General features: G+C 52.6%; 30 protein-coding genes and 1 tRNA gene. 10 read left to right on the forward strand and 21 right to left on the reverse strand.

Annotated elements, in window-relative coordinates:
• The first annotated feature begins 204 nt into the window (after nucleotides 1-204).
• Genes CEE36_00195 through CEE36_00220 form a run of 6 tightly spaced genes read left to right on the forward strand, consistent with a single transcriptional unit; the run spans nucleotide 205 to nucleotide 4,079 of the window.
• On the forward strand, nucleotides 205-678 hold the full coding sequence (locus CEE36_00195) for a hypothetical protein (GenBank protein ID TKJ44199.1): 474 nt from the start codon (nucleotides 205-207) through the stop codon (nucleotides 676-678).
• The gene (locus CEE36_00200; protein ID TKJ44200.1) at nucleotides 662-1,495 is read left to right on the forward strand and encodes a purine-nucleoside phosphorylase; all 834 of its coding nucleotides are present in this window, start codon (nucleotides 662-664) and stop codon (nucleotides 1,493-1,495) included. Before CEE36_00195 ends, CEE36_00200 begins: the two co-directional genes overlap by 17 nt.
• The gene (locus tag CEE36_00205; protein ID TKJ44201.1) at nucleotides 1,482-2,375 is read left to right on the forward strand and encodes a hypothetical protein; all 894 of its coding nucleotides are present in this window, start codon (nucleotides 1,482-1,484) and stop codon (nucleotides 2,373-2,375) included. The genes CEE36_00200 and CEE36_00205 overlap by 14 nt, the downstream gene beginning before the upstream one ends.
• On the forward strand, nucleotides 2,372-3,118 hold the full coding sequence (locus CEE36_00210; protein TKJ44202.1) for a hypothetical protein: 747 nt from the start codon (nucleotides 2,372-2,374) through the stop codon (nucleotides 3,116-3,118). The genes CEE36_00205 and CEE36_00210 overlap by 4 nt, the downstream gene beginning before the upstream one ends.
• The gene (gene nadD, locus CEE36_00215; protein ID TKJ44203.1) at nucleotides 3,118-3,687 is read left to right on the forward strand and encodes a nicotinate (nicotinamide) nucleotide adenylyltransferase; all 570 of its coding nucleotides are present in this window, start codon (nucleotides 3,118-3,120) and stop codon (nucleotides 3,685-3,687) included. The genes CEE36_00210 and nadD overlap by 1 nt, the downstream gene beginning before the upstream one ends.
• Nucleotides 3,684-4,079: a hypothetical protein gene (locus CEE36_00220; protein TKJ44204.1), complete on the forward strand. Its 396-nt coding sequence runs from the start codon at nucleotides 3,684-3,686 to the stop codon at nucleotides 4,077-4,079. Before nadD ends, CEE36_00220 begins: the two co-directional genes overlap by 4 nt.
• Before the next feature lie 6 nt (nucleotides 4,080-4,085).
• Here CEE36_00220 and CEE36_00225 read toward each other — a convergent pair whose 3' ends face one another.
• The 10 genes from CEE36_00225 to CEE36_00270 form a co-directional block, all read right to left on the reverse strand.
• Nucleotides 4,086-4,631, reverse strand: a complete 546-nt coding sequence (locus tag CEE36_00225) for an orotate phosphoribosyltransferase (GenBank protein ID TKJ44451.1) — start codon at nucleotides 4,629-4,631, stop codon at nucleotides 4,086-4,088.
• Between the two features lie 7 nt (nucleotides 4,632-4,638).
• Nucleotides 4,639-5,346, reverse strand: coding sequence for an orotidine-5'-phosphate decarboxylase (gene pyrF / locus CEE36_00230; GenBank protein ID TKJ44205.1), 708 nt, complete (start codon nucleotides 5,344-5,346; stop codon nucleotides 4,639-4,641).
• Nucleotides 5,343-6,245 carry a dihydroorotate dehydrogenase B catalytic subunit gene (locus CEE36_00235; GenBank protein TKJ44206.1) on the reverse strand — a complete coding sequence of 301 codons (903 nt, stop codon included), beginning with the start codon at nucleotides 6,243-6,245 and terminating at the stop codon, nucleotides 5,343-5,345. The genes pyrF and CEE36_00235 overlap by 4 nt, the downstream gene beginning before the upstream one ends.
• Nucleotides 6,242-7,063 carry a hypothetical protein gene (locus tag CEE36_00240; GenBank protein TKJ44207.1) on the reverse strand — a complete coding sequence of 274 codons (822 nt, stop codon included), beginning with the start codon at nucleotides 7,061-7,063 and terminating at the stop codon, nucleotides 6,242-6,244. Before CEE36_00240 ends, CEE36_00235 begins: the two co-directional genes overlap by 4 nt.
• The gene (locus tag CEE36_00245; protein ID TKJ44208.1) at nucleotides 6,960-8,285 is read right to left on the reverse strand and encodes a hypothetical protein; all 1,326 of its coding nucleotides are present in this window, start codon (nucleotides 8,283-8,285) and stop codon (nucleotides 6,960-6,962) included. The genes CEE36_00240 and CEE36_00245 overlap by 104 nt, the downstream gene beginning before the upstream one ends.
• Nucleotides 8,286-8,388: 103 nt before the next feature.
• Nucleotides 8,389-9,408, reverse strand: a complete 1,020-nt coding sequence (locus CEE36_00250) for a phenylalanine--tRNA ligase subunit alpha (GenBank protein TKJ44209.1) — start codon at nucleotides 9,406-9,408, stop codon at nucleotides 8,389-8,391.
• Nucleotides 9,383-9,760 carry a 50S ribosomal protein L20 gene (locus tag CEE36_00255; GenBank protein ID TKJ44210.1) on the reverse strand — a complete coding sequence of 126 codons (378 nt, stop codon included), beginning with the start codon at nucleotides 9,758-9,760 and terminating at the stop codon, nucleotides 9,383-9,385. Before CEE36_00255 ends, CEE36_00250 begins: the two co-directional genes overlap by 26 nt.
• Before the next feature lie 26 nt (nucleotides 9,761-9,786).
• A complete protein-coding gene (locus CEE36_00260; GenBank protein ID TKJ44211.1) occupies nucleotides 9,787-9,996 on the reverse strand; it encodes a 50S ribosomal protein L35 in 210 nt (69 codons plus the stop codon).
• A 27-nt stretch (nucleotides 9,997-10,023) separates the two neighbouring features.
• Nucleotides 10,024-10,617, reverse strand: a complete 594-nt coding sequence (locus tag CEE36_00265; GenBank protein TKJ44212.1) for a translation initiation factor IF-3 — start codon at nucleotides 10,615-10,617, stop codon at nucleotides 10,024-10,026.
• A 54-nt stretch (nucleotides 10,618-10,671) separates the two neighbouring features.
• Nucleotides 10,672-12,567 carry a threonine--tRNA ligase gene (locus tag CEE36_00270; GenBank protein ID TKJ44213.1) on the reverse strand — a complete coding sequence of 632 codons (1,896 nt, stop codon included), beginning with the start codon at nucleotides 12,565-12,567 and terminating at the stop codon, nucleotides 10,672-10,674.
• A 100-nt stretch (nucleotides 12,568-12,667) separates the two neighbouring features.
• Here CEE36_00270 and CEE36_00275 point away from each other — a divergent pair, with 100 nt between their 5' ends.
• Complete coding sequence (locus CEE36_00275) at nucleotides 12,668-13,078, forward strand: hypothetical protein (protein TKJ44214.1); 411 nt, start codon at nucleotides 12,668-12,670, stop codon at nucleotides 13,076-13,078.
• A 251-nt stretch (nucleotides 13,079-13,329) separates the two neighbouring features.
• Here CEE36_00275 and CEE36_00280 read toward each other — a convergent pair whose 3' ends face one another.
• From CEE36_00280 to CEE36_00325, 10 genes are all read right to left on the reverse strand, one after another.
• Nucleotides 13,330-14,412: a hypothetical protein gene (locus CEE36_00280; GenBank protein ID TKJ44215.1), complete on the reverse strand. Its 1,083-nt coding sequence runs from the start codon at nucleotides 14,410-14,412 to the stop codon at nucleotides 13,330-13,332.
• A complete protein-coding gene (locus CEE36_00285; GenBank protein ID TKJ44216.1) occupies nucleotides 14,409-15,878 on the reverse strand; it encodes a hypothetical protein in 1,470 nt (489 codons plus the stop codon). Before CEE36_00285 ends, CEE36_00280 begins: the two co-directional genes overlap by 4 nt.
• A 472-nt stretch (nucleotides 15,879-16,350) precedes the next feature.
• A complete protein-coding gene (locus tag CEE36_00290; GenBank protein TKJ44217.1) occupies nucleotides 16,351-17,409 on the reverse strand; it encodes a hypothetical protein in 1,059 nt (352 codons plus the stop codon).
• Nucleotides 17,406-18,071 (reverse strand): ribonuclease III, encoded by a 666-nt coding sequence (gene rnc, locus CEE36_00295; GenBank protein TKJ44218.1) that lies wholly within the window; start codon nucleotides 18,069-18,071, stop codon nucleotides 17,406-17,408. The genes CEE36_00290 and rnc overlap by 4 nt, the downstream gene beginning before the upstream one ends.
• Before the next feature lies 1 nt (nucleotide 18,072).
• Nucleotides 18,073-18,156, reverse strand: a tRNA-Leu gene (locus CEE36_00300).
• A gap of 236 nt (nucleotides 18,157-18,392) precedes the next feature.
• Complete coding sequence (locus tag CEE36_00305) at nucleotides 18,393-19,745, reverse strand: hypothetical protein (protein TKJ44219.1); 1,353 nt, start codon at nucleotides 19,743-19,745, stop codon at nucleotides 18,393-18,395.
• 208 nt (nucleotides 19,746-19,953) lie between these two features.
• Nucleotides 19,954-21,066: an alcohol dehydrogenase gene (locus tag CEE36_00310; GenBank protein TKJ44220.1), complete on the reverse strand. Its 1,113-nt coding sequence runs from the start codon at nucleotides 21,064-21,066 to the stop codon at nucleotides 19,954-19,956.
• Entirely contained in the window at nucleotides 21,063-22,139 is a 1,077-nt protein-coding gene (locus CEE36_00315) for a ribulose phosphate epimerase (protein ID TKJ44221.1), read from the reverse strand. Before CEE36_00315 ends, CEE36_00310 begins: the two co-directional genes overlap by 4 nt.
• 226 nt (nucleotides 22,140-22,365) lie before the next feature.
• Nucleotides 22,366-23,085 carry an isoprenylcysteine carboxyl methyltransferase gene (locus tag CEE36_00320; protein ID TKJ44222.1) on the reverse strand — a complete coding sequence of 240 codons (720 nt, stop codon included), beginning with the start codon at nucleotides 23,083-23,085 and terminating at the stop codon, nucleotides 22,366-22,368.
• 120 nt (nucleotides 23,086-23,205) lie between these two features.
• Entirely contained in the window at nucleotides 23,206-23,424 is a 219-nt protein-coding gene (locus tag CEE36_00325; GenBank protein ID TKJ44223.1) for a HicB family protein, read from the reverse strand.
• Nucleotides 23,425-23,689: 265 nt separating this feature from the next.
• On the opposite strand from CEE36_00325, the gene CEE36_00330 reads away from it, so the two are divergent.
• Nucleotides 23,690-23,980 carry a nucleotidyltransferase gene (locus tag CEE36_00330; protein TKJ44224.1) on the forward strand — a complete coding sequence of 97 codons (291 nt, stop codon included), beginning with the start codon at nucleotides 23,690-23,692 and terminating at the stop codon, nucleotides 23,978-23,980.
• Nucleotides 23,977-24,318, forward strand: a complete 342-nt coding sequence (locus tag CEE36_00335) for a hypothetical protein (protein ID TKJ44225.1) — start codon at nucleotides 23,977-23,979, stop codon at nucleotides 24,316-24,318. The genes CEE36_00330 and CEE36_00335 overlap by 4 nt, the downstream gene beginning before the upstream one ends.
• Before the next feature lie 121 nt (nucleotides 24,319-24,439).
• Here CEE36_00335 and CEE36_00340 read toward each other — a convergent pair whose 3' ends face one another.
• Entirely contained in the window at nucleotides 24,440-24,781 is a 342-nt protein-coding gene (locus tag CEE36_00340) for a hypothetical protein (GenBank protein TKJ44226.1), read from the reverse strand.
• 217 nt (nucleotides 24,782-24,998) lie between these two features.
• Here CEE36_00340 and CEE36_00345 point away from each other — a divergent pair, with 217 nt between their 5' ends.
• Nucleotides 24,999-26,561, forward strand: coding sequence for a methionine--tRNA ligase (locus CEE36_00345; protein ID TKJ44227.1), 1,563 nt, complete (start codon nucleotides 24,999-25,001; stop codon nucleotides 26,559-26,561).
• Nucleotides 26,562-26,611 lie beyond the last annotated feature (50 nt).

Consider the following 26,611-nt stretch of genomic DNA (forward strand, 5'->3'; position numbering starts at 1 on the left):
TGAACGGAGTGGGGAGTCCGTGCCACATTCGAGCTTTGAACGCCTTGCATACGGAGAGGTGGGTGATAAACACTTAGAGATAAGCCTTCGGATACTGCCCCCTATGAGATCGCCACCATCCCTTCGGTCTGCGCCTGGTAACTATCTGTCGGCGCACAGACCAGACGGCATTGACAGCGAGCTTCTTGTCGGTAGACTTTATAGATGAAGATATCACCGACTGAGATACGGAAAAAACAGTTCCGTTCCGCGTTGCGTGGTGCAGATCTCAAGGAGGTACGTGAGTTTCTCTACGAAGTCGCAACGGTGTTGGAGGGACTTGAGACCGAGAGAGAGCTTCTTAATAGCAAGGTCTCCGAGTTGGAGGAACGGGCTACCGAGTTCCGCCAGATGGAACAAGTGCTGACGCAAACACTTGAAGAAGCCCACGAGACAGCCGAGCGACTGCGAAAAAGTGCCGAAGAGGACGCTGAGCGAATTAAAGAACAGGCCAAACAGGAGGCAGAAACAATCTTAAGTCACGCAAAGGAGGAATTTGAAGGAATCAAGTCCGCTGTCCGCAGTCTCAACGGCCAGAGGCTTGCATTCCTTGAAGAGATGGAAACCACACTTGACAGCTACAGAAGGATACTTGAAAGATTGAAGAAGGAAACCCTCAGCGATGAAGCCGCAAATTGAAGAAAGCCTGAAGTTTATCCGTTCCACAACCGATCTTGTCCCTAAAGGAGCGGTGGTTTTGGGCACCGGATTGCGAGACGCAATCGGCGAGTTAGACGAGGCGGTCACAATCCCTTACTCCCACATCCCTCATTTCCCCACCCCGACCGCACCCTCACACCCGGGCGAACTTGTGATCGGTCGCATGGGCAACTATCCACTTGCCGTGATGCGTGGCAGGGTACACTTCTACGAAGGCTATCAAATGGCCGAGATCACATATCCCCTGCGTGTGTTGCACACCCTCGGAGTAAGAACACTTCTCGTAACCAACGCAGCCGGAGCACTCAACATCAACTTCAAGGTCGGAGATATCGTAATCATATCCGACCACATCAACCTCATGGGAGCGAATCCCTTGCGAGGCTTCATGCATGAGGATAGCAGATCACGATTCCCTGTAATGACTCAAACCTACGACCCGGGCCTTATGGATATCTTCACCGCCGCATGTCTTAAGAAGAAGATACTCCCTCGTTCCGGGGTATACGTGGCAGTTGCCGGCCCTAGCCTTGAAACGCCTGCCGAGCTACGGTTCCTGCACACTATTGGAGGTGATCTGGTCGGGATGTCTACCGTTCCGGAGGCAATAGTCGCAGCCCAACTTGGCGTTCGCGTTCTTGGCATCTCCGTTGTCTCCAACATAGCACTCTTTCTTCCTCAGCCTACTAAGGGCGAGACTTTGGAAGAGATTACCTCCACAGCGACACAAGCCGCGAGTTCTCTGGCACGTATATTTAAACTCTTCTTCAAGGAGCTGGCGAATGAAGGGGCTTAAGACCCTCTTACCCGCGGCACTGCTTTTGTTGCTTGCGTGCGGCTCTAGTAACAAGCAAGCTCTGGACAGGGCCCGTGAGGCTTTGGATAAACGTGACTTCTCGCGTGCCCTTGCTGAACTAGTGGTCCTGCGCAACAGCGAAGAAGAATTGAGCACAGAGGCAAGATATCTGCTTGGCCGGGCATACCTCGGGCTTAAGGACCTTCCCGAGACCGAGATGCACTTCAAGGCCCTATTGGCCGAAGACACCATCTACGAGGACAGCGTCGCCTTGGCCTACAAACAGAGGGGGCTTGAGCTCGGCAAGGTAGGTGAACGCGAGCTGGCACTGGAGTGTTTTGAGGAGGCGATGCGGACATCTACTGCTATAGATATGAGCGATGCCTACGCCCTTATGGGCGAGCTCTACTCAAAATACGGTGAACTTGGTCGTGCGGTATACTACTACCGCAAGACACTTGCCACACTCTCAGACTCTACTACCCGTGCATTTACGTGGGAGAAGTTGATACTTATCCTTGAGCGACTTGGCGATCCTGGAGATGCGTTTATCGCTACTGAAGAGGCCATGCATGAACACCACTACTACCTTGAACCCCGCTATTGTCAAAACGGCTATCTCTACGCAAAGGACCTCTTATATCGAGGCCAGTTGGACAGCGCCGAGCTCATTATCACCCGGGTCCTGCAAGTACCCCTTTCCCCTCTGCTTCGGGATGATATCTACTTTATCGCAGGTGAGATAAGACTCAAGAATGGGGATATTGAAGGTGCACGGGCGGCTTACCGTGAGGTTCTTAAGCTCAGCGTGAACGCGTCCAGCGCCCTTGTCCAACGAGCACGCGAGCGCCTTGCCCTGCTTGGCGAGGAAGTACCATGAGATGCACAGGATTAGTCATACTTTCCATCGCTCTCCTGCTGGTCATTGGATACGCAAAACCTCCCAAGCCTGAGAAGCTCCCCGCAGACAGCGTGTTACTCGTCGGTGAAGCGTTGTATAATGAAGGTAGATACGGGAAGGCGGCCAAATATCTTAACCACTTCGTCCTAAACTACCCGCTCAAGGCTGAAGTAGCGCTGGCCCAATATCACCTCGCAGACTGCTACTACAAACTCAAGCGCTTCCAGGAGGCATCCGTCGAGTACGAGTTCCTCTACAAGCAGTTTTCCAACTCTGCTTTTGCCGAGGAGGCCCAGTTAAAAGCAGCACAGGCCACATTCGAGATATCAGAGCCATACTACCGCGAACAAAACCTCACCCTGGACTCAAGGCGCATGGCCGAAGATTTCCTCACGCGCTATCCCAACTCCGAGTTTTCCTCCCAGGCACGCAACCTGTTGGGTCGGATTGAAAACAAGCTTGCGCGCAAGGAACTTGAAGCAGCCAAGCTGTATTTCAAGTTCAAGGAGTACGAGGCGGCCATAATGATGCTTGAATATACCGTCGGTACATATCCGCTTGCCCGCGCCACGAACGCCGAAATAAACTACTACCTGGCCCTTTCCAAAGCCAGACTCGGAGAAGAAGAAGAGGCAGAAGCCATACTGGAAGAGCTGCTTGAGAATCCCAAGTGGTCAAAAAAAGCTCAAAAAACCCTGGATCGTCTGGCTGAAGATAAATAATGGAACGCATCGGTGTATTCGGGGGCCGGTTCGATCCACCTCACGCAGCTCACCTGATACATGCGAGACTGGTGCTTGAGATGTTTGAACTTGATAAAGTTCTCTTCGTCCCGGCCGCGAACCCGCCTCACAGGGAAGTATACGCATCCTTCAGTGATCGAGCCGAGATGCTGCGACTGGCGATCGAGGATGAGGCTTCATTCGAGGTATCCAACATCGAGTGGAAGGAAGATCTTTCCTACACCGTTGACACATTAGCCCGGTTGAAAGCGCTTTTTGCCCCAACTCAACTCTTCTTGATCATCGGCCTGGACGAGTACGAGTGCTTGAACACCTGGCATGAGCCGGAACGGATTATGAAGATGGCCGAGCTCGTGGTTTTGCCCAGAGGGATGAGGGGAGGTAGAAGCTCGAAGCCCGGCATCCACTTTCCTGACCTGCCGCTTCTTGAGATATCCTCTTCCCTCATCCGTAAACGCATAGCGATGGGGAGATCCATACACAACTGGGTGCCGCCAATGGTGGAGACCTATATCAGGCAGGAGAAACTTTACAAGGAGAATCCATGAGTAATTTGTGGAAGGAAGTTACAAATTGGCTTTCGGAGACTACCAAGTCAGCAATCAAGGAGACAGAGGATCTTGCGCGGCGTGGACGCGTAAATATGGAGATCCTCGGAATCAATACAGCGTTGAGCGACAAGTTCGCGGCTTTAGGCGGTGTGGTTTATGAGATAATCAAGAAGGGCGGACGCAGCTCTATCAAGGCTAATGCCAAGGTGAAGAAACTGCTAGCCGAGATAGCCAGGTTGGAAGCTCAACTGCGCGCCAAAAAGACAACTACTGGAGCAGCCAAGAAAACGCAGGGAGCGAAGAAATCTGCAACCAAGGCTTCCGGTAAGAAGCCTTCTTCGACAAAGAAGACAACCGCCAAGACTAAAGCAAAACCGAAGAAAAAGTAGAATGGTTCAGGATGAGCCGCCCAAACGTAACAGCGGCAAGTCCTTGGCGCACAAGGGACATTCCTCAGGTTTGTAAGCGGGAAGAATGTAGCGCAGAGCTGACACGTAGGAGAAATCACGAGGGGGGTCAGCAGCCCTGTCCACCAACACACCAACCCGGGCAATTTCACCACCACGTTCCCGAACAGCAGCTATGGTTTTACGTACCGAGCCGCCGGTGGTCATAACATCATCTACTACCAGTACGCGCTCACCTTTAGATACCCCATGACCTCGACGTATTACAAATTCTTCATCCGGGCCTTTTTCCGCGTAACTGGCAGGTATTCCTAGCTGACTGGCAACCTCGTAGGCCACGATCATACCACCAAGCGCAGGACCTACCACACGGTCAAAGGGCCCTTCAAGTTTTGGCAGGAGGGCTTCAACGAACTCGGAGAGTATTTCAGGATATTCCAGCAGATGAAACTTTTCCACGTATACCCCGGAGTGCAGGCCGGATGTAAGAAGGAAGTGCCCCTCCTTCACCGCCCCACATTTTTTGGCAAGCATCAAAAGATCAGCCGGACTCACTCTTAAGCCCCTTTTTATATCGCTCAATCACCGCCACCGGATCGTCGGCGTGGAGTATCGGGCGTCCCACCACTATAAAGTCCGCGCCTGCCGCAGCAGCACCCGCCGGGGTATCAACACGCATCTGATCACCGACATCCTCATCCGGCAGCCTTATCCCGGGTGATACGACAACGAAATCATCACCGCATACATCCTTGATCTTTTTGATCTCCTGAGCCGAGGCGACCACCCCGGAAAGCCCTGCACTCTTGGCAAGCCGAGCCAGAAGTAGAACGTGTTCCTCCAGACTATTGGAAGGCGAACCAAAGAGATCTCGAAACGCCGCCTCGTCGATTGAGGTAAGGATAGTAACACCGAGGATAAGCGGTGCGCCATTGTGAAAACTCCAGGTCTCCTTCACCACAGCCTCCATCATCGCAAAACCGCCCATTGCGTGCACGTTGAACATATCCACCCCAAGCTCCATGCAACAAGCCGCTGCGCGGGCCACCGTTGAGGGGATATCGTGTAACTTAAGATCCAAAAATACCTTCTTGCCCTCGTCCTTTATGAGCTTTACCGCAGCAGGGCCTGCTTTGGTATAGAGTCCTGAATCAATCTTGTAGTAGGAGACATGATCTTTTGTTTTCTTAACGAAAGCCGCCAACTCCTCAAAAGATGGCAGGTTAGCTGCAACAATCAACTCTGTCATATTCCCTCCAATCTTCCGATAAGTTCGGAAACAGAAATAATGCCTTCACGCTCTAACCAACCCTCTAACCCCTTAAGGATACGCAGAGAAGCCTGGGGGTCAACCAGATTGATGCTACCTATCTGTACCAGGCTTGCCCCTGCCAGAAGGTACTCAACCACATCGGTGCCTGAGGTAACTCCTCCAGATGCGATCACAGGTATATTTATCTGTCGAGACACCTCTTTAACGATGTAGAGAACGTATGGTTTTATAGCAGGACCGGAAAGCCCGCCAGAGCCAGCGCCCAGAAAAGGCTTCCTTCCTTTGATGTCGATGACGAGTGCATTAAGGGTGTTTATTAGAACCAAAGCGTCTGCGCCGGCATCGGCCGCAGCCGCAGCCGTCTCACGAACGTCACAGAAGTTTGAGGTAAGCTTGACCCAGATAGACTTGGTGGTAAGGGATCGGGCAAGTGAGGCAACCTTTCTTACTCGATCTGCCGATTGTCCCAATGCCGCTCCACCCTCTTTAACGTTGGGACACGAAAGGTTGAGCTCAAAGCCTGCGACCTTTTCTTCGTCGCGTAAGCCCTCAATCAGGATACGGAAATCATCGATGGTGACGCCGGCGAGATTGACGTAAAGCGGTGTTGAGGTATTTATCCGGGGAAGAATCTCTTCCTTGAAACGCTTTAACCCGACATTCTCAAGTCCGACGGAGTTAACCACGGTCTCTTTGGTGTCCCAGATGCGGGGCGGAGGATTGCCAACACGTTCCTGGACGGTGATCCCCTTAGTAACGAATGCACCTACCCGATCTATAACATCGGTATAGGTCAGTCCATAGCCGAATGTGCCGGATGCAAGAACCAAGGGGTTGCGGAAACGGGACTTGCCAAGAAAGACCTCCAGGTTCACAACTCGATCTCCTCAAGGTCAAACACAGGCCCATCGGTACAGACCCTGCGATAGCGGCCGTCTCGGCCACGAACAGCACACCCCATACATAAACCTCTCCCACATCCCATGCGGGATTCAAGAAATGCGTATACAGGCTTTCTGAAATTCAGACGTTTAAGCGCTACAAACATCGCCTCAGGACCACAGGCGTAGAATATTTCAACATCCTGGATGGCAGGGAGAGTAGGCAGGATATCGGTTAGAAGACCCTTCTGCCCGCACGAGCCGTCGTCTGTCGCAAGTATCACCTCACGGCAAAGGGAGCCGAACTCCTCGGCAAGTATAAGCTCCTCTTCGGTGCCTGCGGCAAGCAAAGCATCAACCTCTACTCTTTGCTCGTTGAGCTTTCGAGCCAGATAAAGAAGCGGCGCTGCCCCCACCCCACCGGCCAAAAGCATAACCGGCCCAGAAGAAGGCATCCTTGTTCCTTCTCCGAGCGGGCCAAGCAGGTCAAGCTTGCTACCCGCAGATAACCCTGCCAGCCACCGGGTTCCTGAACCTACAACTTTCACAACGAAACGCAGCCGATCACCGTCACGATCCGCCAAAGAGAAAGCCCTGCGCAGGAACCTTGTGTCGGTAGCAAACTCAAAGAACTGCCCGGGTTTGACCTCTCCAAGATCTGCAATCTTCACCCAAAGTGAGTAGATTTCTGGACCCAGCAGGCGGTTCTCAAGTAGAGTCGCTTGATACTTCTTCATCGCCAAGAAGCTCACGGGCGTCCTTTGCCTCTTTACTTTCCGGATAAAGCTCAAGCAGGCGCTCGAACTCCTCATGCCAGAGCGTATCGTTCAAACGATATCTGCGTAACCAGGCCATCCCGTAAAGCGCCTTGGGAGCGTACTCGCTTTCAGGATACTCATCAATAACTTTTGCGTACTCCTCAAGGGCCCGCTCAAAATCCCCAAGACTCAGAAGGTAGGTCTGCGCCAAAAGAAACTGTTCCTTTGCAGGATCAACCTCGGTGGTATCCGCGGAATCCGGCTCCAAAACGCGCGCTTGGAGCAGCGTCTTCTTACGTTCTGCAAGCGCGGCGTAGTCCGAGCGTCTCTCACGGCTTGTTAAGGTATCGTAGTAAGCAAGGGCAAGATCGTATTCCCCCTGAACCTCGTAGAGATTTGCCAGTATAAAAAACGCCTCCGCCCTAGAGTTACCGGAAGGAATCTGGGCAAGAAGCTTCTCTGCCTGACTGCTGTCTCCTTCAGCTAATTCGATCTTGGCTGTCAAGAGATCGCTTCTCTCGTCGATATCCCTGTAGCGCCCATTGATCTTCCTCAAGGTTCGACGTGCCGTGACGTAGTCTTTCTGCAGATAGTGAAGCTCAGCCAAGGTAAGAAGACGTTCGAAGTTCTCCTTGGACGTCTCTGCACGCTTAAGATAGCGCTCATAGGTATTGATAGCTGAAAGGGTATCCCCGCCTGCAAGCTCTATCTCGGCAAGGTGGAGTCGTGTATCACTGGCAAGATCACCTTGCGGGTAACGATCGAGGAACTCCTTGAATGCGCTACGCGCTGCATCCCAATCCTCTTCCTCCTTAAAGGCCAAAGCCCACCTGAAACGAGCGCCTCGCCTGAAACGTTTCGAATCAAACATCTGTTGAAGAACCAGGCGCCCCTCGGAGTACTGCTTAAGTTCTGTAAGCGTCAAAGCGTAATGGTAACGGGCTTCCTCAGTAAAAGGACTATCGGAGAAATGTTCAAGGAATCCCTCAAACTGGTTGTGAGCCTTCTCGTAGTTCTCCATCCAGTAGTAGTTCATAGCGATGAGAAAGAAGGCATCGTCTATCCAGCGCGAATCCGGATAATCACGCGCTACAATCACCGCCTTCTCAAGCGATTTCTTGAACTGGGCTTTACCCGAGCCCTTTTTTGACTCCTCATACTTTAACCCCTCCTTGTAATAACGCTTAGCGTTGTAAAACGTGTTAAAGTAAGCGCATCCTGAGGATAGTACCAAGATGATTAAGGGAAGAATCCTACGTAATCCTGAACGTATCATTATGGTAATGAAGGATTATCGAGTAAAGCCTCAGGTTCCGACGCCACAACAGGCCGAGAAACCAACCACTCCCAACAGAGAAATAATTCACAGGAAAACCCGCTCATGTCTCACGGAACTGTCTGAGGAAACGAAGATCGTTGGAGTAGAAGTGGCGGATATCATCGATACGGTAATGTATCATCGCGATCCGCTCTACCCCCATACCGAAGGCAAAACCACTGACCCGCTCAGGATCATAACCCACGTTTCTGAGCACCTGAGGATGAACCATACCGCAGCCAAGGATCTCAACCCAGCCGGTATGAGCACAGACCTTACATCCTTCACCGCCACAGATAACGCAGGAGATGGAAAGCTCAGCCGAAGGTTCTGTAAAGGGAAAGTAGGAGGGCGAGAACCGAACCCCGATATCCGAGCCGAATATCTCCTGCGAGAAGACCTCAAGGGTACCCTTTAGGTCTGCAAGACTCACACCCTCATCCACATAGAGCCCTTCCACCTGGTAGAAAACAGGTGAGTGCGAGGAATCGAACGCATCGCGTCTGTAGACCCGACCCGGTGCGATCACCCTAACCGGAGGAGGCATCTTCTCCATAACGCGAATCTGCACAGGGGAGGTATGAGAACGCAGAAGTAGCCCTCCTGGTAGATAGAAGTTTCCGAACATCTCGCCCCGAGCCGGATGGCCCTCAGGGATGTTCAGCGCCTCGAAGTTATACCAGTCAGTTTCAATCTCGGGACCGAGTATCTCCTCAAAACCCATACCTACGAAGATCTCTACGATCCGATCGGTCACAAGGGTAATGGGATGTTTATACCCAATGAAACGCTTGCGACCCGGCAGGGTTAGATCTATCGCCTCGCTCGCTGATTTAGTCTCCAGTTGGGCTCGACGTTTCTCTAGGGCCTCAGCCAACTCATTCTTCAGGGCGTTTGCCGTCTGACCCACGCTGCGGCGTTCCTTCTCGGATAAGCCTTCAAGTGAACGCAGCACCAAGGTAAGTTCCCCCGCCTTACGCCCCATATAGCGAATCCTCAGCCTCTCCAGTTCGGCAGGGGTACTTGCCGCAGCTATCTCGGCAAGGGCCTGCTTTTTAAGAAGAGCTAGCCTTTCCTGCATCAAGACCTTCCTTCACCTTCCCGACGAGAGCACCGAAATCCTCCGGATTCTCAACTGCAAGCTGGGCAAGGGTCTTGCGGGAGAGCTCGATCCCCTCTTGCTTGAGACCGTAGATGAAGCGGCTGTAGTTAAGACCTAATGGCCTTAAGGCTGCGTTGATGCGGATATTCCAAAGTGCACGCATCTGGCGCTTCTTGCGCCTGCGGTCACGATAGCTCATCTCCCAGGCCTTCTGAACCGCGTTGCGTATGCTGCGGGTCAGACGGTGTCTCGCGCCCCAATAGCCTTTTGCATGGCGACGCCACTTCTTAATGCGAGCATGACCTGTAGGTCCACCTTTCACTCGTGGCATTCCGTCTCCTTCTTCCTAAATCCTTTTCACTTACTCCGCCCTACCTTAGGCAGAAGCTTCTTCATACGTCTTTCGTTACTACCCTCCACGGTAGTCGACTGACGAAGTCTGCGTTTACGGGTTTTGCTCTTTGAGGTAAGTAGGTGACTGTGCCCTGATTTATAACGTTTCAGCTTACCCTTGCCGGTCACCTTCACACGCTTAGCCAATGATCGCTTTGTCTTCATCTTCGGCATCTTATCTCCTTATAATCTCAGCTTTCTTTAGCTCTTCCCTTCTTCACTCACTGCGGTGAGCCTCTTTTCAGAACCACTCTTCTTGCCCTCAGGTTTTTTTTGCTTAACGTCTCGTTTCGAACCCTTGATAGGAACGAACATGGCTTGCCATGAAAGCCTCGTAGTCCCTTCAAGGAACGGTTTCCCTTCAAGCATAGCGATGTCTGAGAGCCTTTCCTGGATGCGCTCTATCATCTCCAGGCCGCGATCCTTGTGAACCACCTCTCGTCCTCGCAACCTGACCGTTACCTTAACGCGATCCTTGGCCTCGAGGAACTCACTCATCTTGCGTATCTTGGTGCCGAAGTCATGTTCGCTTATCTTTAATGTGAGCCGCATCTGCCGTACGGACACGGTATGCTGATGTTTCTTAGCCTCCTGTTGCTTGGCCTTCTCCTCGTAGAGGAACCTTCCATAATCAAGGATCCGGCAAACAGGAGGGTCGGCGTTGGAGACCATCTCCACCAGATCATACCCCTGAGCAGAGGCCATTCGCATCGCCTCCCTGATGGGAAGGATACCTATCATCTTCTTGTCTATGCCGATTACTCGTACGTAGTCGGCTCTGATCTCGTGATTTATGCGGTGACGGCGTCTTGGTTTGGGCGGAGGCCCGGTAAAACGTCTTCTAATCTATCACCTCCGTTGTTTGATTTCCTTCTTAAGACGTTTAATCGCTCCAGACAGCGAAAACGCTCCCAGATCACCCTCTCCGTGCCTTCGCAGGGTGAGGGTACCTTCTTTGGCCTCTCGTGCTCCCAGCACGATCATGTAGGGAACCTTCTCGATCTCGAACCGCCGTATCTTTGCACCTATCTTCTCTGCCGAGAACTCGGTTACTACCCGGATCCCTTCGTCTATAAGCTCGGCTGCCACCTCGGATGCGTATTCCTTGGCTGCATCTGTAACCGTGAGAACGGCTACCTGATACGGGGCGAGCCAGAGAGGAAAGTTCCCTTTGTAAAACTCTATCAAACCTCCCACAAAGCGCTCCATGGCACCCAGTATCGCACGATGGATCACCCTTACCTCGTGTTCGGCACCGTCTTCTCCCACGTAGCGAAGGCCGAATCTCTCGGGCAGGTTGAAATCGAACTGGATGGTCGATCCCTGCCATGGACGTCCCAGCGCATCTACAAACTTTATATCGATCTTCGGCCCGTAGAACACAGCCTCACCCGCCATCTCCTTGTAGGCAACCTTGTTGTCAACAAGCACCCTCTCAAGGATTGCCTGCGCCTCTTCCCACTTCTGGGGGGTGCCTGCGTACTTCTCACACTTGCGAGGGTCCCAAAGCGAAAGCTCGACCTTGATATCCTTGTAGCCGAAGGCCCTGATCATATACAGACAGAAGTCAAGGACACCGGCGATCTCATCCGGAGCTTGTTCGGGTGTGCAGAAGATGTGACCGTCGTCGATGGTGAAACCGCGCACGCGCAGCATACCGTGCAGAACACCTGAGCGCTCGTTGCGGTAGACGGTGCCGAGCTCGGCGTAGCGTATGGGAAGCTCACGGTAGCTGTGCTTGGTAGCAAGGTAAAGCATCATGTGAGCCGGACAGTTCATCGGCTTGATGGCGTACTCCTGGTCCTCGATAGTGGTAAAGAACATGTTTTTCTTGTAGTAATCATAGTGTCCTGAGATCTTCCAGAGCTCGGCACGGGCGATGTGAGGGGTGGATACCAGCTGGTAACCGCGTTTGATGTGTTCAGCGGTCCAGAAGTCTTCGATAACACGACGGATAATAGCTCCCTTTGGCTTCCAGAGGATCAGACCAGGCCCCACCTCTTCAAATATCTCGTAAAGACCAAGCTGACGACCAAGCACGCGGTGATCTGACGCCTTGGCCTCCTCAAGACGAGCAAGATAGGCATCCAGTTCTTCCTGGGTTGGGAAGGATATACCGTAGATGCGCTGAAGCATCTGTTTTGTCTCATCACCACGCCAGTAAGCGCCCGCGACCGAGAGGAGCTTGAACGCGGCGATCTTGGAGGTGTCGTCCAGATGCGGACCCCGGCAGAGATCAAGGAACTCACCCTGTTCGTAGAGGCTTACCTCCTCGTCGGCGATCTCTGAAAGCAGCTCAAGCTTAAGGTCTTCACCCACGAATCGGTAGTAGTGCTCAAGCTTTGCCTTTGGGAATAAACGACGCCGGATAGGCAAATCTTGTGCGGCAAGTTTGCGCATCTCCTTCTCGATCCTGCGAAGATCCTCGTCAGTGAACGGACGGGCGACCTGGAAGTCGTAGTAGAATCCCTCTTCGATCGGAGGACCAATCGCAAGCTTAGCCCTGGGGAAAAGCCGTTTGACGGCGTGCGCCAGAAGATGCGAGGAGGAGTGCCAGAAGACCTCGCGTCCTTCCTCGTCTGAGAACGTAAGCCAGCGAATTTCGGCATCTTCCTTAAGTGATGTGGCAAGATCCACCGGCCTGCCGTTCACCACGGCGGCAAATGCCCCATCGGGGGCCAGATCGCGAAGACGAACACCGTCTTCAACGTCACGAGCAACACCATCAAGCGTTATCTTAACCATTAACGTAAGTCTACACGATCTAGGGCTTGTGTCAAGCCAACTAAGTCCTTGAAGCCAAAGAGGATGCCTTCAAAATGAGAGTGGGGAGTTATGGCTTGCAATGGGATCCAACGCCCTCTACTTTGGCATCGAACTCATTGCTGTTTATCACTTCCTCTCGCCCCACCCCTGCCTGAGCGTGGACTTCTACGACGATGAACACGGCTACGTAGGCTGCGGGTGTGGCTACGTGCTGTACTCAAATACACACGGTGAGAGCTGGTATGCGTTGGGCGACACCCTGCTTCCAAAGAAGCCGCCTTGGGACAGCGTGGGGTTTCACATAGGCTCCATCCCCCGCGGCTACCACCCAGGAGAAGGCTACTACAACCACTTCGGCGACTGGTACTGGGATATAAAGACGCACCATAACGGCAGCGACGTCTACGTGGCCATCGACAACAACGGCGTGTTCTTTGAAAGCACAGATAGCAGGACCTTTCTCCCGATCTCCGAAATATCCAGTAACTAAGTCTTTAACCCCCATTTAACAAACAACTTACATTCTTCATCGCTTTTCTTTACCCTCTGAAGGACATCAACTATCTTGTTTTTAAGTATGCAAAGCAGAGGAAAAGTTGGTAGATTTCATTGCCTGGCTCGGTCTGGGGAAGTAGGTGTATCCGATTCCTCACACAAACACCGCGTGAATACCCCTTGAACCTGCTTCGTGTACCTCCAGGGACTTTGGGGTAGTTGGCGTGCTATTTATCGATTAAGGTTTTACTGGGGCTTACTCCTGATGGTGCGCCCTCTGCCGGAGCGGATACGCTCCAGGGTTTCGATCAAAGCGGTGACCTCTTCTACGTCTTCCCTGGCGCGTGCGGCAAGATCGTTTGAAGGATCAAGCCGAATCACCTCACTCCAGGCCGCAATTGCATCCTCGTAGTGCTGGGCCGCGTAGTAACGGTTCGCCTTGCCCATAAGGCGCTCCTGTTTCTTGCGAACCTCACGCGAAACCACACGGGTAGTGGTATCCTGATCAAGTGGTTCAGCCTCGGCAAGATAGACCGTATCCACACGCCCGGGAAGATTGCGATATACAATCACCTCCCTGGTTCTTTGAGCGCGTACGTTTCTCACGTATGCGATGCCGAACTGCCAGGTCTCCTCCATGAAGCCCTTGCGAACCCAGAGACCGCCGCGGTCATCTACGTTGTCTAAAAGAAGGCCTGCCCCCCACTCCTCGGTTGTAACAACAGTCTGTATCTTTACCCCACCAAATGGCTCGTAAGCTAACCCGCCGCCTATGCGGAAGTGGGGAGGCCCGATCTCGCCCGCGGCCCCAACAAGAAAATCCAATCCTTCAACCTGTGGGACTGGAATCGGCACCGCGGCCCCTACTTGTGCCATAACGCTTAAGTGACCGGTATCCTGCGCGTTCCAGAACTTCGGGCCCAGAGAGACCCCCACGTACTCCCTCCACTGAAGCCCAAAACGCAAAGAGAAGGTTTGATCATGACCCAGGGTATCAAAGGAAGCGCTGAAGGCACCTCCCATTGCAAGGGGACGTGTCAGATGACCGGCACCGAGCGAGAAACCCCAGTCATGGATATTCTTGTGTACCGAGGCAGCTAAGGGCCAGTCTTGATACCTGTATGCGACCCCTGCGAGATTGTAACGGAACAAACCCTCGGCCGCCACACCGACCTGGAGCAAATCCAGCCACGCCAAACCGGCAGGGTTATACTCAACGGCAAAGACCCCCTGCTCAAGCATCATCCCGGCATCCGACGCCGAGGCAGGGCCGGTTCCGAACCAGCCGTTGGGATAGCTAACTAGGAGGAGCGCTAGAAGGATGCTCATCTTTCTAAGGCAAGGACTGTCGAGCGGTTGCGGCCGTTTTCTTTTGCCAGATAAAGTGCGCGGTCCGCGGTAGCGATCAGACGATCCAGACTCGTTGCTTCCCTCACGGTGGTTACCCCGACTGAGATGGTTACCGTAATCTGATCTTTCCTGCTCCCCTCCATACTCTCCATAGAAATCGGTTCCGATCCCACGGCTTTCCGCACCCTCTCAGCGATAACCCACGCCGTCTCCTCGTCCGTCTCGGGCAGCATCACCGCAAACTCTTCGCCTCCGTAACGCCCGATGAGATCTATACCCTCGCGGGTAGCGACGGAGAGTCGACGAGCTATAGAACGAAGCACAACGTCACCTGCGGGATGGCCGTAGGTGTCATTGATTCGTTTGAAGTGATCTATGTCGCACATCAAAAGCGAGAGGGGCCTCTCGTAGCGTATGGAGCGGCGCAGCTCGCCTGCCAGGAGCTCAAGGAAGTAGCGTTTGACGTAAAGCCCGGTCAGGCCGTCCTCGGTGGCCATCTTAAAGAGCCGTCTTATCTCCGCCAGCTTCTCCTGAATTTCATCGTAGGTGCGCTGAAGGTTATGGGCCATCTTGTTAAAAACCCGACCCAAGAGACCCAACTCGTCCCGTGAACGCACCTTGACACGGACGGAAAGGTCGCCTTTCGCGAGCTCAAGGGCATGCTTCTTTAACCTTGATACGGGCACCGTAAAGAACATGCTGAATAACAAGGATAAGAGCACGCTTACCCCAAGGATACCGCCGAGCACAGGTAGAACCTTCATCAAGGCGTCGCGGATCGCGCGGTCAAGAACGCTGGGATCGATACGTACCTGGGCGAAGCCCAGGGTATCGAAACCTATAAGCAGAGGCGAGGTAAACGTAAATCCGTCCGCAGGTTCGCCCAAGACTGAATGGATAGAGTCGGGATGTTGGAAAAGGGAGCCCCCCCCTTCTGAACCCACGTCCTCTTCGATTTCATCCTCCAGCTCTGCGGCAGTAGCCGCATCAAGGTAGAGCACGGGAAAGCCGTCCCAATCAAAAAAAACGGCCTCCTGAACCCCACGGCTTTCAACAGCCTCGCTTAAAGCGGCACTCAGGACGCGCTCCTTCTCAAAAGACGATGAAGAACGCTTAAACGAGAGGGTCGAATCACCAAAACGCAGGTGTTCGGCATCACGTGCTATAAGATTAAACGCCACCCTGTCAACACCGGCCAGCTGCTTGGCCAACAACTCACCCCTGCGGGTAAGCTCCTCTCCAAGCACCTTTTGTTCATAACGAATGAGAAAGTAGCCAACCCCAGCAACGCTTAGGAGAACCAGCAGACTCACCACCAGCGGAAGCTTAATCTTTAGACTCACAAGGTGAATAATAGGGAAAGGGGCCTGCTTGTCAACGTTTAGGGAACGAAGGATCTTCAGGGAGTACCAGATACTTACTTTGACCTGCTGAGCTATACCCATGGATCGGTTTTTATGCCTTTGACAAAGCTAAGGTCGGGGTCTTTCTTTTAGGAATTGACTACAATAGCGGACTAAGTATGCTTATTGCAGGTGAGTATATTAGATCGTTCGAGGCTATTAGCGAGTGAGAGTCGAACCAGCGTGCTTTGGAGTGCAACAACCGTGTTGTTGCCGTTCTGAAATGACATGGTCATTGCACTCCATAATCATAATCTTAATCCAAAGGCTTCGCCTTCTTTTTGGGACCCCTGATTTAGTCCAAAGGACAAAAGATCGCAAGGCTTGGTCCACGTACGAGCGTGGAGCGGTCGTGTGGGGTGCATTTGCTTATCAGTTCGCAACTGGTTAAACCAGTCCGCTGTTGTGCCTAATTCCCTTTCCTTTTTACGCCTCTCTCAGAAACGTTCGAGCACTTTCTCCAGGAAATCAAACACCCAGAAGCACAATCACCACAAGGCGTCAAGAATTTCGCTCATTCATCCTTCTCCGGCCGCGAGTAGTCCTTTGGAGTATCAGGGCCTTTTTTCTGAGCCGGCGGCTCCTTCGGACTCTCGTAGCCAAAACCGGGTTCAGTGGGAGTGGTTGGAGGTTCCGGTGCAGGAAGCGGGGATTCTTCCTTCCTCGCGGGCTTGAAGTATTCGTCAAGGAAGTATGGGGTTGCGGCCTTGGTCTCCGGCTTGGCAGGCTGCTTTCGCACCTCAGGCTTGGGTAGCACAGGTTTTTGCCCGGATTCCGTGGGTACAAAATCTTCTGGGGGAAGCCGAGGCTCCACTCCAAGCTTGGCAGCGACCTTGGGGGGAAGAGGTCTTCCTGAGACGGTGTAGCCGGTATAGCGACCGTATTCATCAACCGCAGGTTTGAAGGGTGAACGATTTCGGGCATCACGTATGAAAAGAAGGGATGCAACAACCATAACCCCCAGGAGTGGGAAAAGCCACAACCAGGCAAGACGGTGATAGGGCCACATCGCGATCAGATCGTAAAGTCCGTGTAAGAACACAGCGATGGAAAACCCCGTAAGTATCAAAAACGGCTTGACCCATTTACGTTTTGCGAACTTGGCCCTTCCGGCAAAGTAGCCTATGAAAAGCCCCATCATCGCGTGAGCAGGCACAGCTGTGAGGGCCCTTACAAAGGCGGCAGGGACTCCTCCCATCAACACATACATCACATTCTCTATAGCTGCGAACCCTAAGGCGGCAGCAACCGCGTACATAATCCCGTCGTAAGGTTCGTTCATGTGCTTGCTCCAGTAAGCCGTGGCAAAGAATGCAACCGCTTTGAAAAACTCCTCGGTCAGTCCTATCTCTATGAACGTCATGAATGCAAGTTCGCCTGTGGTAAGTGCCGAGATGTCATACGATATATGCACCCATAAAATCTCAACTATTATGACGGGGATGGCCGCGACCACCCCCGCACACAGTGTAAGAAGCAGGTATTTGAGTGGTTCCCGTTCATAACGATCCTTAATCCATAAGAAGAAAAGAATCGCCACCACCGGTCCAAGAGCGAGTGCAAAGATATTCATGACTTCTCCTTAAGTGCTTCCAGATAGGCCTCTGCTGCCCGCACCTCAGCCTGTTTTTTGCTTCCTGCTTCGCCCGATGCAACAAGTTCCCCCTCCACATAGAGTCCCACACGAAAGCAAGGACGGTGGTCTTCACCCTCCTTTGCAAGAATCCTATACTCGAAGGATTGCCCTGAAAGACGGATGTTGAGTCTGGACTTTGCATCGAAAGGAATTTTCGAAAGATCGATTTGTGGGGCCACATGAATGCGAAACCAACGCCGGCATCTGCGTAATCCACGGTCAAGGTAAAGAGCTCCCATAAGCGCCTCAAAGGTGCTTGCCAGTATAGAAGTCTTTGCCCGCCCCTCACTCTCCTCGCTGTGGCCCAAACGCAACGCTCTGTCTAGCCCCAACTTACGTGCAAGCTCGGCCATGAATGCCCCGGACGAATAGCGGTTCTTGAGCTTGGAAAGCATCCCTTCATCTGCTTGATCCAAAGCTTCATAGAAGTATTCGCGCAGAAGCATCTCATAAACCGCATCCCCCAAGAACTCAAGCCGCTCATAAGACATGCGGCGATCCCCTGTCTGCTCATGAGCATAGGAGGGATGAGTTAACGCCCTCTCCAGAAGATCCTTACGTCGAAAGGATATCTTGAGCTTTTTTTGAAGTTCTCGCACATGCCGGGAGCCGGATTCGAACCGGCACGGAGTTTCCTCCGAGGGATTTTAAGTCCCTTGTGTCTGCCAATTTCACCATCCCGGCCTAAGGCTGATTTTAACGGGAGAATACTGAGATGTCAATGTCAGAACCAACCACAGATTTCGCAGATTACACAGATTAAATAAGATGTCATCGCGACCGACCGAAGGGAGGGTGGCGATCTCCTAGCACCATCCTATAAGCATAAGGGTTGATGCTATGAATCAAAGGTCTCTGCTATGAGATTGCTTCGTCCTGCATCCCTTCGGTCTACAGGCCTCGCAACGACAATAAGGTGGCTACCGAATCAGAATCACCTTCTGAGTTTTGTGTACCGCGCCACACTCAAGTCTGAAGAAGTAAACTCCGGGTGAGAAGTCATGGTGTGTTACGGGCCAGGTGATGGTGCCGGACGCGCCAGTTGCATGTACCTCATCCACCTTCCTGCCAGTCACGTCGAAGACCTGGGCGTGAAAGCCTTGGGGTTGATCCGTGTAACGCAGCACTATCTGTGGGCCGATGGAAGTTACCAGCTTCCAGCCCCATGTTTCAATAACCGGTTCCTCGATAGCAGCATCCACGTAACCCAGGGAATCGGTCTTGATTAACCAAAGGTCATAATCTTCGGTATCTGAATAGTAGGTAGATCCTGCCATAATGTAGCCGCTATCCGAAATTTGCTCCACCCACCACAGGTAACCCATTCCATAAGTATTTGTCCATAGCGTACTCCACTCGGCATCGATCTTCATCAATATGGGACTATAGCCCGCTAGGACGTAGCCTCCGTCTTCTGTCGCGACTAGAGGCTTAAGCTCTGCTGGAAACATCTCTTCCCAGTGCCGAGTATAAAGAATCTCTCCAGATGCATTTGCCCTGAGCAAACAAATGCACATATGGAAAGGCTCTATCTCCGTGGAACCAGCAATAATGTAGCCACCATCATCCATTTCCTCAACGTAGATCCCTCTATCGAGACCTTCGGCAACACAGGTACTCTCCCAAAGAATATCTCCTATAGAATCGGTCTTCACTAGAAAAAGATCGAACTCGCTTGTAGCCCCTGTAATTATATAGCCTCCATCCGAGGTCTGCTTAACGCACGAAGACATTTCATATTCGTATCCTTCGCCCTTATAGGTTCTCTCCCAGATAACCTCCCCGAGAGAATCAATCTTGATGAGGCAAACCTCACTACTTTTTGCTCCCGCAATTATGTAATTACCCCCTGTGATTGGCTCTATCCAGTAACCTCCTTCATATGTTCGCGTCCACAAAGTATCCCCAAAGGAATCGGTTTTAAGAAGCCAAGATATAGGCTTCTCTAACCCGAATGAACAAGTTACCCCAAGAATAATGTAACCTCCATCTGCAGTTTGATGCACAACTCTCCCCACGTCATGTTCTTCTCCTCCGTAGATTCGCGTCCATAGAGTATCTCCCTCCGCATCGGTTTTAAGCAACCAAAGATTGTTCTTTTCAGCGCCAAAGGAACGTGTAAATCCTGTAATGATATAGCCCCCATCAGAAGTTTGCTGCACGCAGTAACCCCCATCGGCTTCTTCTCCTCCGTATGTCCGTATCCAACCAGCGGCGGCTGTGGTAGATACAAGGACTGCGGCCATGACCACCAGCAAGCTAAATCTTTTCATCTTTGCACCTCCAAGTTACATTAAAATATTACCTTAGTATTGAGGCTTGTCAAGTCTTTTTACCCCACACGTCTGCTTCACCCAACTGGGGCACAGGCGCAGCCGCGCGGGGACCACGACGCTCCGTCCAAAGACGGAGCGCATAGATCTTGCACAGGCTGGAGCACCCGACTGGGCACGCTGAACCTGTGCTACATTAGCAACTGGGTTACGGTTTGAACACAACCTTGATGCCGCGGCGGTGGATAACCGTGCGGATGGCCTTGCGCCAATCGGACAACAGAAACTTGTGAGTGACGAGCTTCTCGATGCCCTCCATTTTGAGAAGAAGCTCTACCGCCCGCTTGAAATCAGCATCCGAGTAGATGTAACTCCCCAAGAGCTTCACCTCACGGAACCAATGGGGAGAGAAATCATGCTTCATCTCGCCTGGTGAACCCAAAAGCAAAAGTTTGCCGCCCTCTCTTGCAGCCCACGACGCCTGCTGTAGGCTGGTTTTGCTTCCAGCGGCGTCTACCACCACATCAAAACCACCCCGCCAGCCCGGCGGTCCGATGATGGCTTTGTAGGATTTGGCACCAACCTGCCGCGTTGCGTCCCAAACATCAGAGTATACTCTATCCGCCCCAAGCTCTATTGCCAGTTCGGCCTGCAATGGATACCGCGCCGCCACATGAATCTCAGCTTTATAGCCGAGTATCCGTAACAGTCTTATTGTAATCAGGCCTATGGTTCCTGCGCCGATAACAAGCGTCTTTCCGTCATTTGACAGATCAAAGTTCCGCAGTCCCCGCAGCGCCACAGCCAGGGGTTCGGTTAAAACCGCCCGCTCGTCCGGCACCCTCTCAGGGACAGGATGAACCTTATCTGGATGAGCCCAAATCCACTCACCCCATCCACCCACGAGGTCGCGGCAGAAGCCAAGCATCCCCGGGGCAAAAGCCCCCTCCGCAGTATTCTGGCAAATCTCCTCATCCCCGCCCGCGCACGCATCACACCGCTCCATCCCCCGTTCACGGCAGGCAAGGTTGGGGTTCACCACAACCCGTTTTCCATCTACCTCACCCAGAATCTCGTGGCCGAGGACAGCCGGAAAGGAGAAAAAAGGCGAAAGACGCGGCGAGTTCTTCCCGTAAAGCAGGGCGATATCCGAACCGCAGATACCGCAAAGACGTACCTTAACCCGCCTCCAACCCGGTAGAGGGGAAGGTTCAGAAATATCTACTAAACGGAGAGGAAGAAAGGAGACCGGATAACGTTTGCCCAGGACCTTGGCTAAGAGATATCGAGGTATAGAGACACGGCAGCGCAGCGCCTTCATTCCATAGGGACTTGCTTGATGAGCTTCCCGTCGATACGATCGAGGATGTGGGCAAGGTTTCGTCCGGTAACGGTCAGTCCGTGGTTTTTGAGCCCTACCACCGCGCTGGCTGGATCAGGGCTTTGGCGCACCTTTTCTGCAACCGCCTGGCCAAGCTGATAGGTTCCACAGGGGTACTGGAATTGGGTGGTGGGCACCCCCTGCATCCAGGCGTGGACGTGGATGATGGCTCCCACCTCGGGGTGCGCACGGTATATCATCAAGTGTTCGATGGCGTCCACCGAGACCCTGCGCGGCTCAACGCTCGGCGGCACTGAGAGGACGATGGCGTTCTCCAGAGGGTCGTAATCCTTGACCAAAAGGATCTCCCTGCCGATCTCACGCAACTTTGACTTATCCACTCCGGAGGCGCTCATCCAGAAACGGCTTCCATCCTTGCGCACCGAAAGGTTTCCGTAGGAGAGCCCTCCGATCCCGTAGAGGCGCTTGACATGGCGAAAATCCTCCGCCGAAAGGATCTCTTCGATGGGAAAGGCGGCGGGCAAAAGGCTCCATTCGCCCAGCTTGCACCCTGCCGCAGAAAGCGCGCGGGTAAGCTCATCCCCTTCCCAAAGCTCGGGCTCGAGGTCTTGCTCGAATCGGTTGTTAACCACGAGAACCGAGGAGGCCATGGGGTTAATCCGCTTAAACAGTCTTTCTGCGAACCCTTCCCCTTCCGACTCCACAAAGTGCCCAAGATCCAGGGTCAAAAAGTGGGCCTGGATGCCAGGGATATACACGAGAAGCATGTTGGAAAGCGCCCGCACCAGGTAGGGGTACCATGCCCGGATGGGGTCTTGGGAAACCTCGGATGCCTCCAACAGCGAGAGCACGAATGTGGCCTGTGCCTTACGTCGGTATGACTTGACAGCGTCATTGGAGATGAAGTTGAGCACCAGCCGAGGGGAGCGTGAAATCCGGCTATAATGGTAGCCGTGTGCCTCAAGGACCTTCCTGAGCTTTTGTGCAAGGGCATCAAGAGAAGGGGTAGGTTTCCCGTGGAAGCGGAACACCAGGTTATCTTGTTTCAGCATGTTACGCTGCTTTTTTCCCTTTCATTTCTTAATTATCTCCACTGGCTTTGGATTGTCAAGGATATTCACCCCACACGTCTGCTTCACCCGACTGGGGCGCAGGCGCATCCGTGCGGGGACCCCATAGCGGCCGCAGGCCACACTGCGATCTTTCGTCCGAAGGACGAAAGGAGCATTAAAAACCCAATGGAATCGGTTTTGAGAGAGAGTCCAAGTACCTGTCCTTCTACCATATCCCTGGAAACAACCTGTACTTAACCTTCGCAGCATACTCTTTGTATCCATTCAACTCTTCCTGCAGTGTCTTGTCTTCCAGATAGGTTCTTGTTATTGCGAGGATTATCATCACACCGGCCGGGATCAGCGCATAAATTGAACCGATTACGAAAGGAAGGTGAAGCGAACCTATCAGCATCCCTACGTAACCCGGATGTCGCACAAACCTGTAAGGACCGGTGCTTATAACTTTCTGGTCCCTATCTTTCTGGATACGCACCGTACTCTCAAAGAAGGGATTTGACAGCATCGCCCATAGGGTGAGCGCAAAAGCAAACACGTAAACGGCTATACCAATAACTACGAAATAGGCAGGCAGCAGCGTCCAGCAAAACTTGCCTACATCCAACCCGGCCACAACCGGCATAACGATAAGTCCTAATATGAAATAGATGAGCAACAATATCTTATCCCAGGTCTTTGTTCCTTCCTTTGCTTTCGCCCTCTCGTGCGCAAGACCCGGTGTACACGTAATCATAATAATCGCTCCTGCCAGCGCCCCCACGAGAGCCATCCCGAAATATATCCACCCTCTAACGATGTTGAGTTTCCATGCCGCAAGAAAGAAACAAACTCCGCCAATGATTGCCGCCCGTAGCGACATCAAGGCTCCGATTACACCCCTGGCGGTCACCCTTGGCCTTGCTTGGATTTCTGATCTCTTATTCATATAAAGCCTCCAAGACTGAATCTATGCCGAGCAACACACCGGGAGCTCCTTTTTTAGCAATTCCACCATCCTGCCTTCTTGAGCGCTTTTACGAGTTGTGATCCGGAAATAACCGGAAGCTTAGCCACTCCTTACCTCAAAGGGATAGAGCACCACTTCCCCTACACTTTCCGGAAGATCATCTGAACCGAAACTCTCCAGATAAAGTTCTACCGCTTCCTTGAGATTGGCCTGCGCCTCCTCGATGGTCTTGCCCTGACTGACCACCCCCAACTCCACGCAGTGGGCCACGTACCAGCGCTCTTCCTTCACCACGATAGCAGTAAACTTCTTGGTCATTCAACTCCTTTTGGGGTTATTGTAGTGTGTAGGCGGTGTATTGTCAACCGCTCAGAAGCCCAAGAGAGTCGGTTTTGCCTATGGAGTGCAATGACCACGTCATTGCAGCAACAACACGGTTGTTGCACTCCAAATCAAACGTAGGGACCCGGTCCGCAGATGAAATGATAACATGCTTGCGCCCCCGTCGGGTGTCGGGTAGAGGGATGGGGTGAGGGGTGTTGATTAACCTCCCAATCTGAGTAAACTTAGCATAGGTGAAGTTATGAAAACCCTCGAAGAGATAAAGGCGACGTTAAGGAGGCATAAACCCCTTCTCAGGGAGAAGTTCAAGGTAAACCAGATTGGGGTTTTTGGCTCATACGCCAAGGGTGAGGAATCCCAGGCAAGTGACGTGGATATACTGGTAGAATTCAATCAACCTATCGGCTGGGAGTTTGTTGACCTGAAGGAGTTCCTCGAAGAGATTCTGGGCCAGGATGTGGACCTCGTCACGGTTAAAGCCTTGCGAGCTTCGCTAAGGGGAAATATCCTGAAAGAGGTAAGCTACGCGTGAAAGGAAGGTCTTGCAAGATCCTTGTCGAGGAGATAGCCGAAGCTATCGACAAGGTTGAACGCTACACCCATGGTCTGACCTTCGAGGTCTTCAAGGATAACGACATGGCAATAGATGCAGTCCTAAGAAACCTGGAAGTTATCGGCGAAGCTTCAAAGGGCATACCACCAGAGGTGAGAGAAGGGTATCCTGACATTCCTTGGAAAAGGATGATCGGCTTACGTAATATTGTAATCCACGAATACTTTGGAATTGACGTAAGTATTATCTGGGAGATAGTAACCAGGAATTTGCCTCAAACGAAGCCCCTGATTACACAGATGCTGAAACGGATTTAACACCGCTATCCCAGGAATAATCCAGGCTTGCTCCACCACAATGGCTGTAAACTTTGGTCATTCAACTCCTTTTGGGATTGTTGTTGTGTTTGAGCGGTGTATTGCCTATGGAGTGCAATGACTACGTCATTGCAGCAACAACACGGTTGTTGCACTCCAAATCAACCCCATCCTGAAACATAATGTGGTTTACTTCTCCCACTCCGTCATTGCGACCGACCGTCCGCCTCCAAAGGAAACGGGGAAGGGTGGCGATCTCATTGCTCTCACTCAGGCGTATGAGATTGCTCCCTTCGTTCGCCCTCCGGAACTCCGCAAGCGTCGTCCTCCGGAGCTTTGGGTGTCTCCGACACCCTCGCAATGACAATAAAGAAGTGCTTGCCCCGTCACCTTTACGTCCAACCCGGCATACATTCCTCGTGTCCAGCTTTCGGGTAACTTCTGACCAGTTTTTGACCAGCATAATTTCTTTGGCGTGTCCTACTTTTGTCCCCCTTTCGTCCATCTTTCAACCAGCTTCTGACCAGCTTATTTTTGTAAGGTTGTCCAACTTGTGGGTAATTTTTGGCCAGCTTTTGGGGAGTTTTTTTGGAGGCATCTGGTGACGTGTTGGGTTCAAATATGAAGAGAAAGATGCGTCCCAAGGCTTGCCTTAAGCCCCAATCTGCGTAAACTTAAGGATGAAGAAACCCTTGAAGAAAGAGCCGTTTTACATAACCACGCCTATCTACTACGTTAACGCCGAGCCGCACATCGGCCATACCTACACCACGGTGCTGGCCGACACGCTCGCGCGCTTCTGGCGCCTTTACGGCTCCGACGTCTACTTTTTGACAGGCACCGACGAGCACGGCGACAAGATCATGCAGGCGGCAAAGAAAGAAGGCGTCGAGACCCAAGCCTACGTTGACCGCATCGCCGGAATATTCAAGAGCACCTTCGAGGAGCTGGGGTTTTCTAACAACCGGTTCATCCGCACCACAGATGCAGACCACGTGAAGGTTGTGCAGGAGATCCTGCAGAAGGTCTATGATAAGGGTGACATCTACTTCGGCTCCTACGGCGGCTACTACTGCGTGGGCTGCGAACGATTCTACACCGAGAAGGAGATAGTGGATGGTAAGTGCCCTGACCATCAGACCGAACTCAAGTATATCTCTGAGAAGAACTACTTCTTCAAGATGAGCTTCTACCAGGACTGGCTGATCAAACATATCGAGGAGAATCCCTCGTTCATCGAGCCGGAGAGCCACCGCAACAAGGTTGCCTCGTTCCTCTCCGAGCCGCTGGGTGATTTGTGTATATCCAGACCCAAGGAGCGCCTGCCCTGGGGGATTCCACTGCCGTTCGACTCCAACTACGTCACCTACGTGTGGTTCGACGCGCTCATAAACTACCTGACTGCAATCGGTTACCCGGACGGGCCGGACTTTCGTAAATATTGGGATAACTGCTATCACCTGATCGCCAAGGACATCCTTATCCCCCACGCCATCTACTGGCCCACGATGCTTAAAGCGATGGGCGCGGGCCCGTACAAGGGGCTACGTGTTCACGGCTGGTGGCAGGTGGACGAGGCCAAGATGAGTAAGTCTTTGGGCAACGTGGTGAGACCCTTGGATATGAAGGCCAAATACGGGTTCGAGTCGTTCAGGTATTTCTTGCTTCGCGAGATGAGCTTCGGGCTGGACTCTTCTTTCAATGAAGAGCTTCTGGTGGAACGCATCAACTCCGACCTGGCCAATGATTTCGGGAATCTGGTTTCCCGCGTCCTGGGTATGACCGAGCGCTATCAGGACGGCATCGTGCATAAGGTGGAAGGAGAGGAGGGTAGACTGCAAGCGATCAGTCAGGATATCTCCGAGGAGCTTCCTAAGCTAATGGAAGCCTTCAGGTTCCGGAAGGCTATCTTAAAGATCTGGGAGCTGGTCACCGGTTCAAACGCGTTCGTTGAGGAGTCCGCACCGTGGGTGCTCAACAAGGAAGGCAAGACCGATAAGCTGGCCGGTGTGCTCTACGCGTTGCTGGAATCACTTAGACTGCTTTCGGTCTTCCTCACCCCGTTCATGCCTGAGACGTGCGCCAAGCTCCGCACCAAGCTGGGGCTCCAGGCTCTGGATAACGCCGTTGGATACAATGAGTTAGTCAAGTGGGGACGCTTGAAGGACGGTGTCAAGATCGAGAAAGGAGCGGCCCTGTTCCCGCGGGTGGAGTACTCTGCCGAAGAGTGCTCAGCGGAGTAACACATCCGAAGGGGAGTATAGTACATTTAGGGTAAACACGTCTCCAATCA

Source organism: candidate division TA06 bacterium B3_TA06, from assembly GCA_005223075.1.
Lineage (GTDB): Bacteria > Hydrothermota > Tepidihabitantia > B3-TA06 > B3-TA06 > B3-TA06.

Excerpts from the sequence above, each read along its gene's own strand:
- CEE36_00250 (TKJ44209.1), bottom strand. The coding sequence starts at position 9,408 with ATGCAGGAAAGGCTAGCTCTTCTTAAAAAGCAGGCCCTTGCCGAGATA.
- CEE36_00275 (TKJ44214.1), top strand. The coding sequence starts at position 12,668 with ATGGGATCCAACGCCCTCTACTTTGGCATCGAACTCATTGCTGTTTAT.
- nadD (TKJ44203.1), top strand. The coding sequence starts at position 3,118 with ATGGAACGCATCGGTGTATTCGGGGGCCGGTTCGATCCACCTCACGCA.
- CEE36_00255 (TKJ44210.1), bottom strand. The coding sequence starts at position 9,760 with ATGCCACGAGTGAAAGGTGGACCTACAGGTCATGCTCGCATTAAGAAG.
- CEE36_00225 (TKJ44451.1), bottom strand. The coding sequence starts at position 4,631 with ATGCTTGCCAAAAAATGTGGGGCGGTGAAGGAGGGGCACTTCCTTCTT.
- CEE36_00210 (TKJ44202.1), top strand. The coding sequence starts at position 2,372 with ATGAGATGCACAGGATTAGTCATACTTTCCATCGCTCTCCTGCTGGTC.
- CEE36_00325 (TKJ44223.1), bottom strand. The coding sequence starts at position 23,424 with ATGACCAAGAAGTTTACTGCTATCGTGGTGAAGGAAGAGCGCTGGTAC.
- CEE36_00220 (TKJ44204.1), top strand. The coding sequence starts at position 3,684 with ATGAGTAATTTGTGGAAGGAAGTTACAAATTGGCTTTCGGAGACTACC.
- CEE36_00315 (TKJ44221.1), bottom strand. The coding sequence starts at position 22,139 with ATGCTGAAACAAGATAACCTGGTGTTCCGCTTCCACGGGAAACCTACC.
- CEE36_00270 (TKJ44213.1), bottom strand. The coding sequence starts at position 12,567 with ATGGTTAAGATAACGCTTGATGGTGTTGCTCGTGACGTTGAAGACGGT.
- CEE36_00310 (TKJ44220.1), bottom strand. The coding sequence starts at position 21,066 with ATGAAGGCGCTGCGCTGCCGTGTCTCTATACCTCGATATCTCTTAGCC.
- CEE36_00200 (TKJ44200.1), top strand. The coding sequence starts at position 662 with ATGAAGCCGCAAATTGAAGAAAGCCTGAAGTTTATCCGTTCCACAACC.
- CEE36_00285 (TKJ44216.1), bottom strand. The coding sequence starts at position 15,878 with ATGGGTATAGCTCAGCAGGTCAAAGTAAGTATCTGGTACTCCCTGAAG.
- CEE36_00260 (TKJ44211.1), bottom strand. The coding sequence starts at position 9,996 with ATGCCGAAGATGAAGACAAAGCGATCATTGGCTAAGCGTGTGAAGGTG.
- CEE36_00240 (TKJ44207.1), bottom strand. The coding sequence starts at position 7,063 with ATGAGGAGTTCGAGCGCCTGCTTGAGCTTTATCCGGAAAGTAAAGAGG.
- pyrF (TKJ44205.1), bottom strand. The coding sequence starts at position 5,346 with ATGACAGAGTTGATTGTTGCAGCTAACCTGCCATCTTTTGAGGAGTTG.
- CEE36_00320 (TKJ44222.1), bottom strand. The coding sequence starts at position 23,085 with ATGAATAAGAGATCAGAAATCCAAGCAAGGCCAAGGGTGACCGCCAGG.
- CEE36_00280 (TKJ44215.1), bottom strand. The coding sequence starts at position 14,412 with ATGAGCATCCTTCTAGCGCTCCTCCTAGTTAGCTATCCCAACGGCTGG.
- CEE36_00245 (TKJ44208.1), bottom strand. The coding sequence starts at position 8,285 with ATGATACGTTCAGGATTACGTAGGATTCTTCCCTTAATCATCTTGGTA.
- CEE36_00330 (TKJ44224.1), top strand. The coding sequence starts at position 23,690 with ATGAAAACCCTCGAAGAGATAAAGGCGACGTTAAGGAGGCATAAACCC.
- CEE36_00205 (TKJ44201.1), top strand. The coding sequence starts at position 1,482 with ATGAAGGGGCTTAAGACCCTCTTACCCGCGGCACTGCTTTTGTTGCTT.
- CEE36_00340 (TKJ44226.1), bottom strand. The coding sequence starts at position 24,781 with ATGCTGGTCAAAAACTGGTCAGAAGTTACCCGAAAGCTGGACACGAGG.
- CEE36_00345 (TKJ44227.1), top strand. The coding sequence starts at position 24,999 with ATGAAGAAACCCTTGAAGAAAGAGCCGTTTTACATAACCACGCCTATC.
- CEE36_00305 (TKJ44219.1), bottom strand. The coding sequence starts at position 19,745 with ATGAAAAGATTTAGCTTGCTGGTGGTCATGGCCGCAGTCCTTGTATCT.
- CEE36_00195 (TKJ44199.1), top strand. The coding sequence starts at position 205 with ATGAAGATATCACCGACTGAGATACGGAAAAAACAGTTCCGTTCCGCG.
- CEE36_00290 (TKJ44217.1), bottom strand. The coding sequence starts at position 17,409 with ATGAATATCTTTGCACTCGCTCTTGGACCGGTGGTGGCGATTCTTTTC.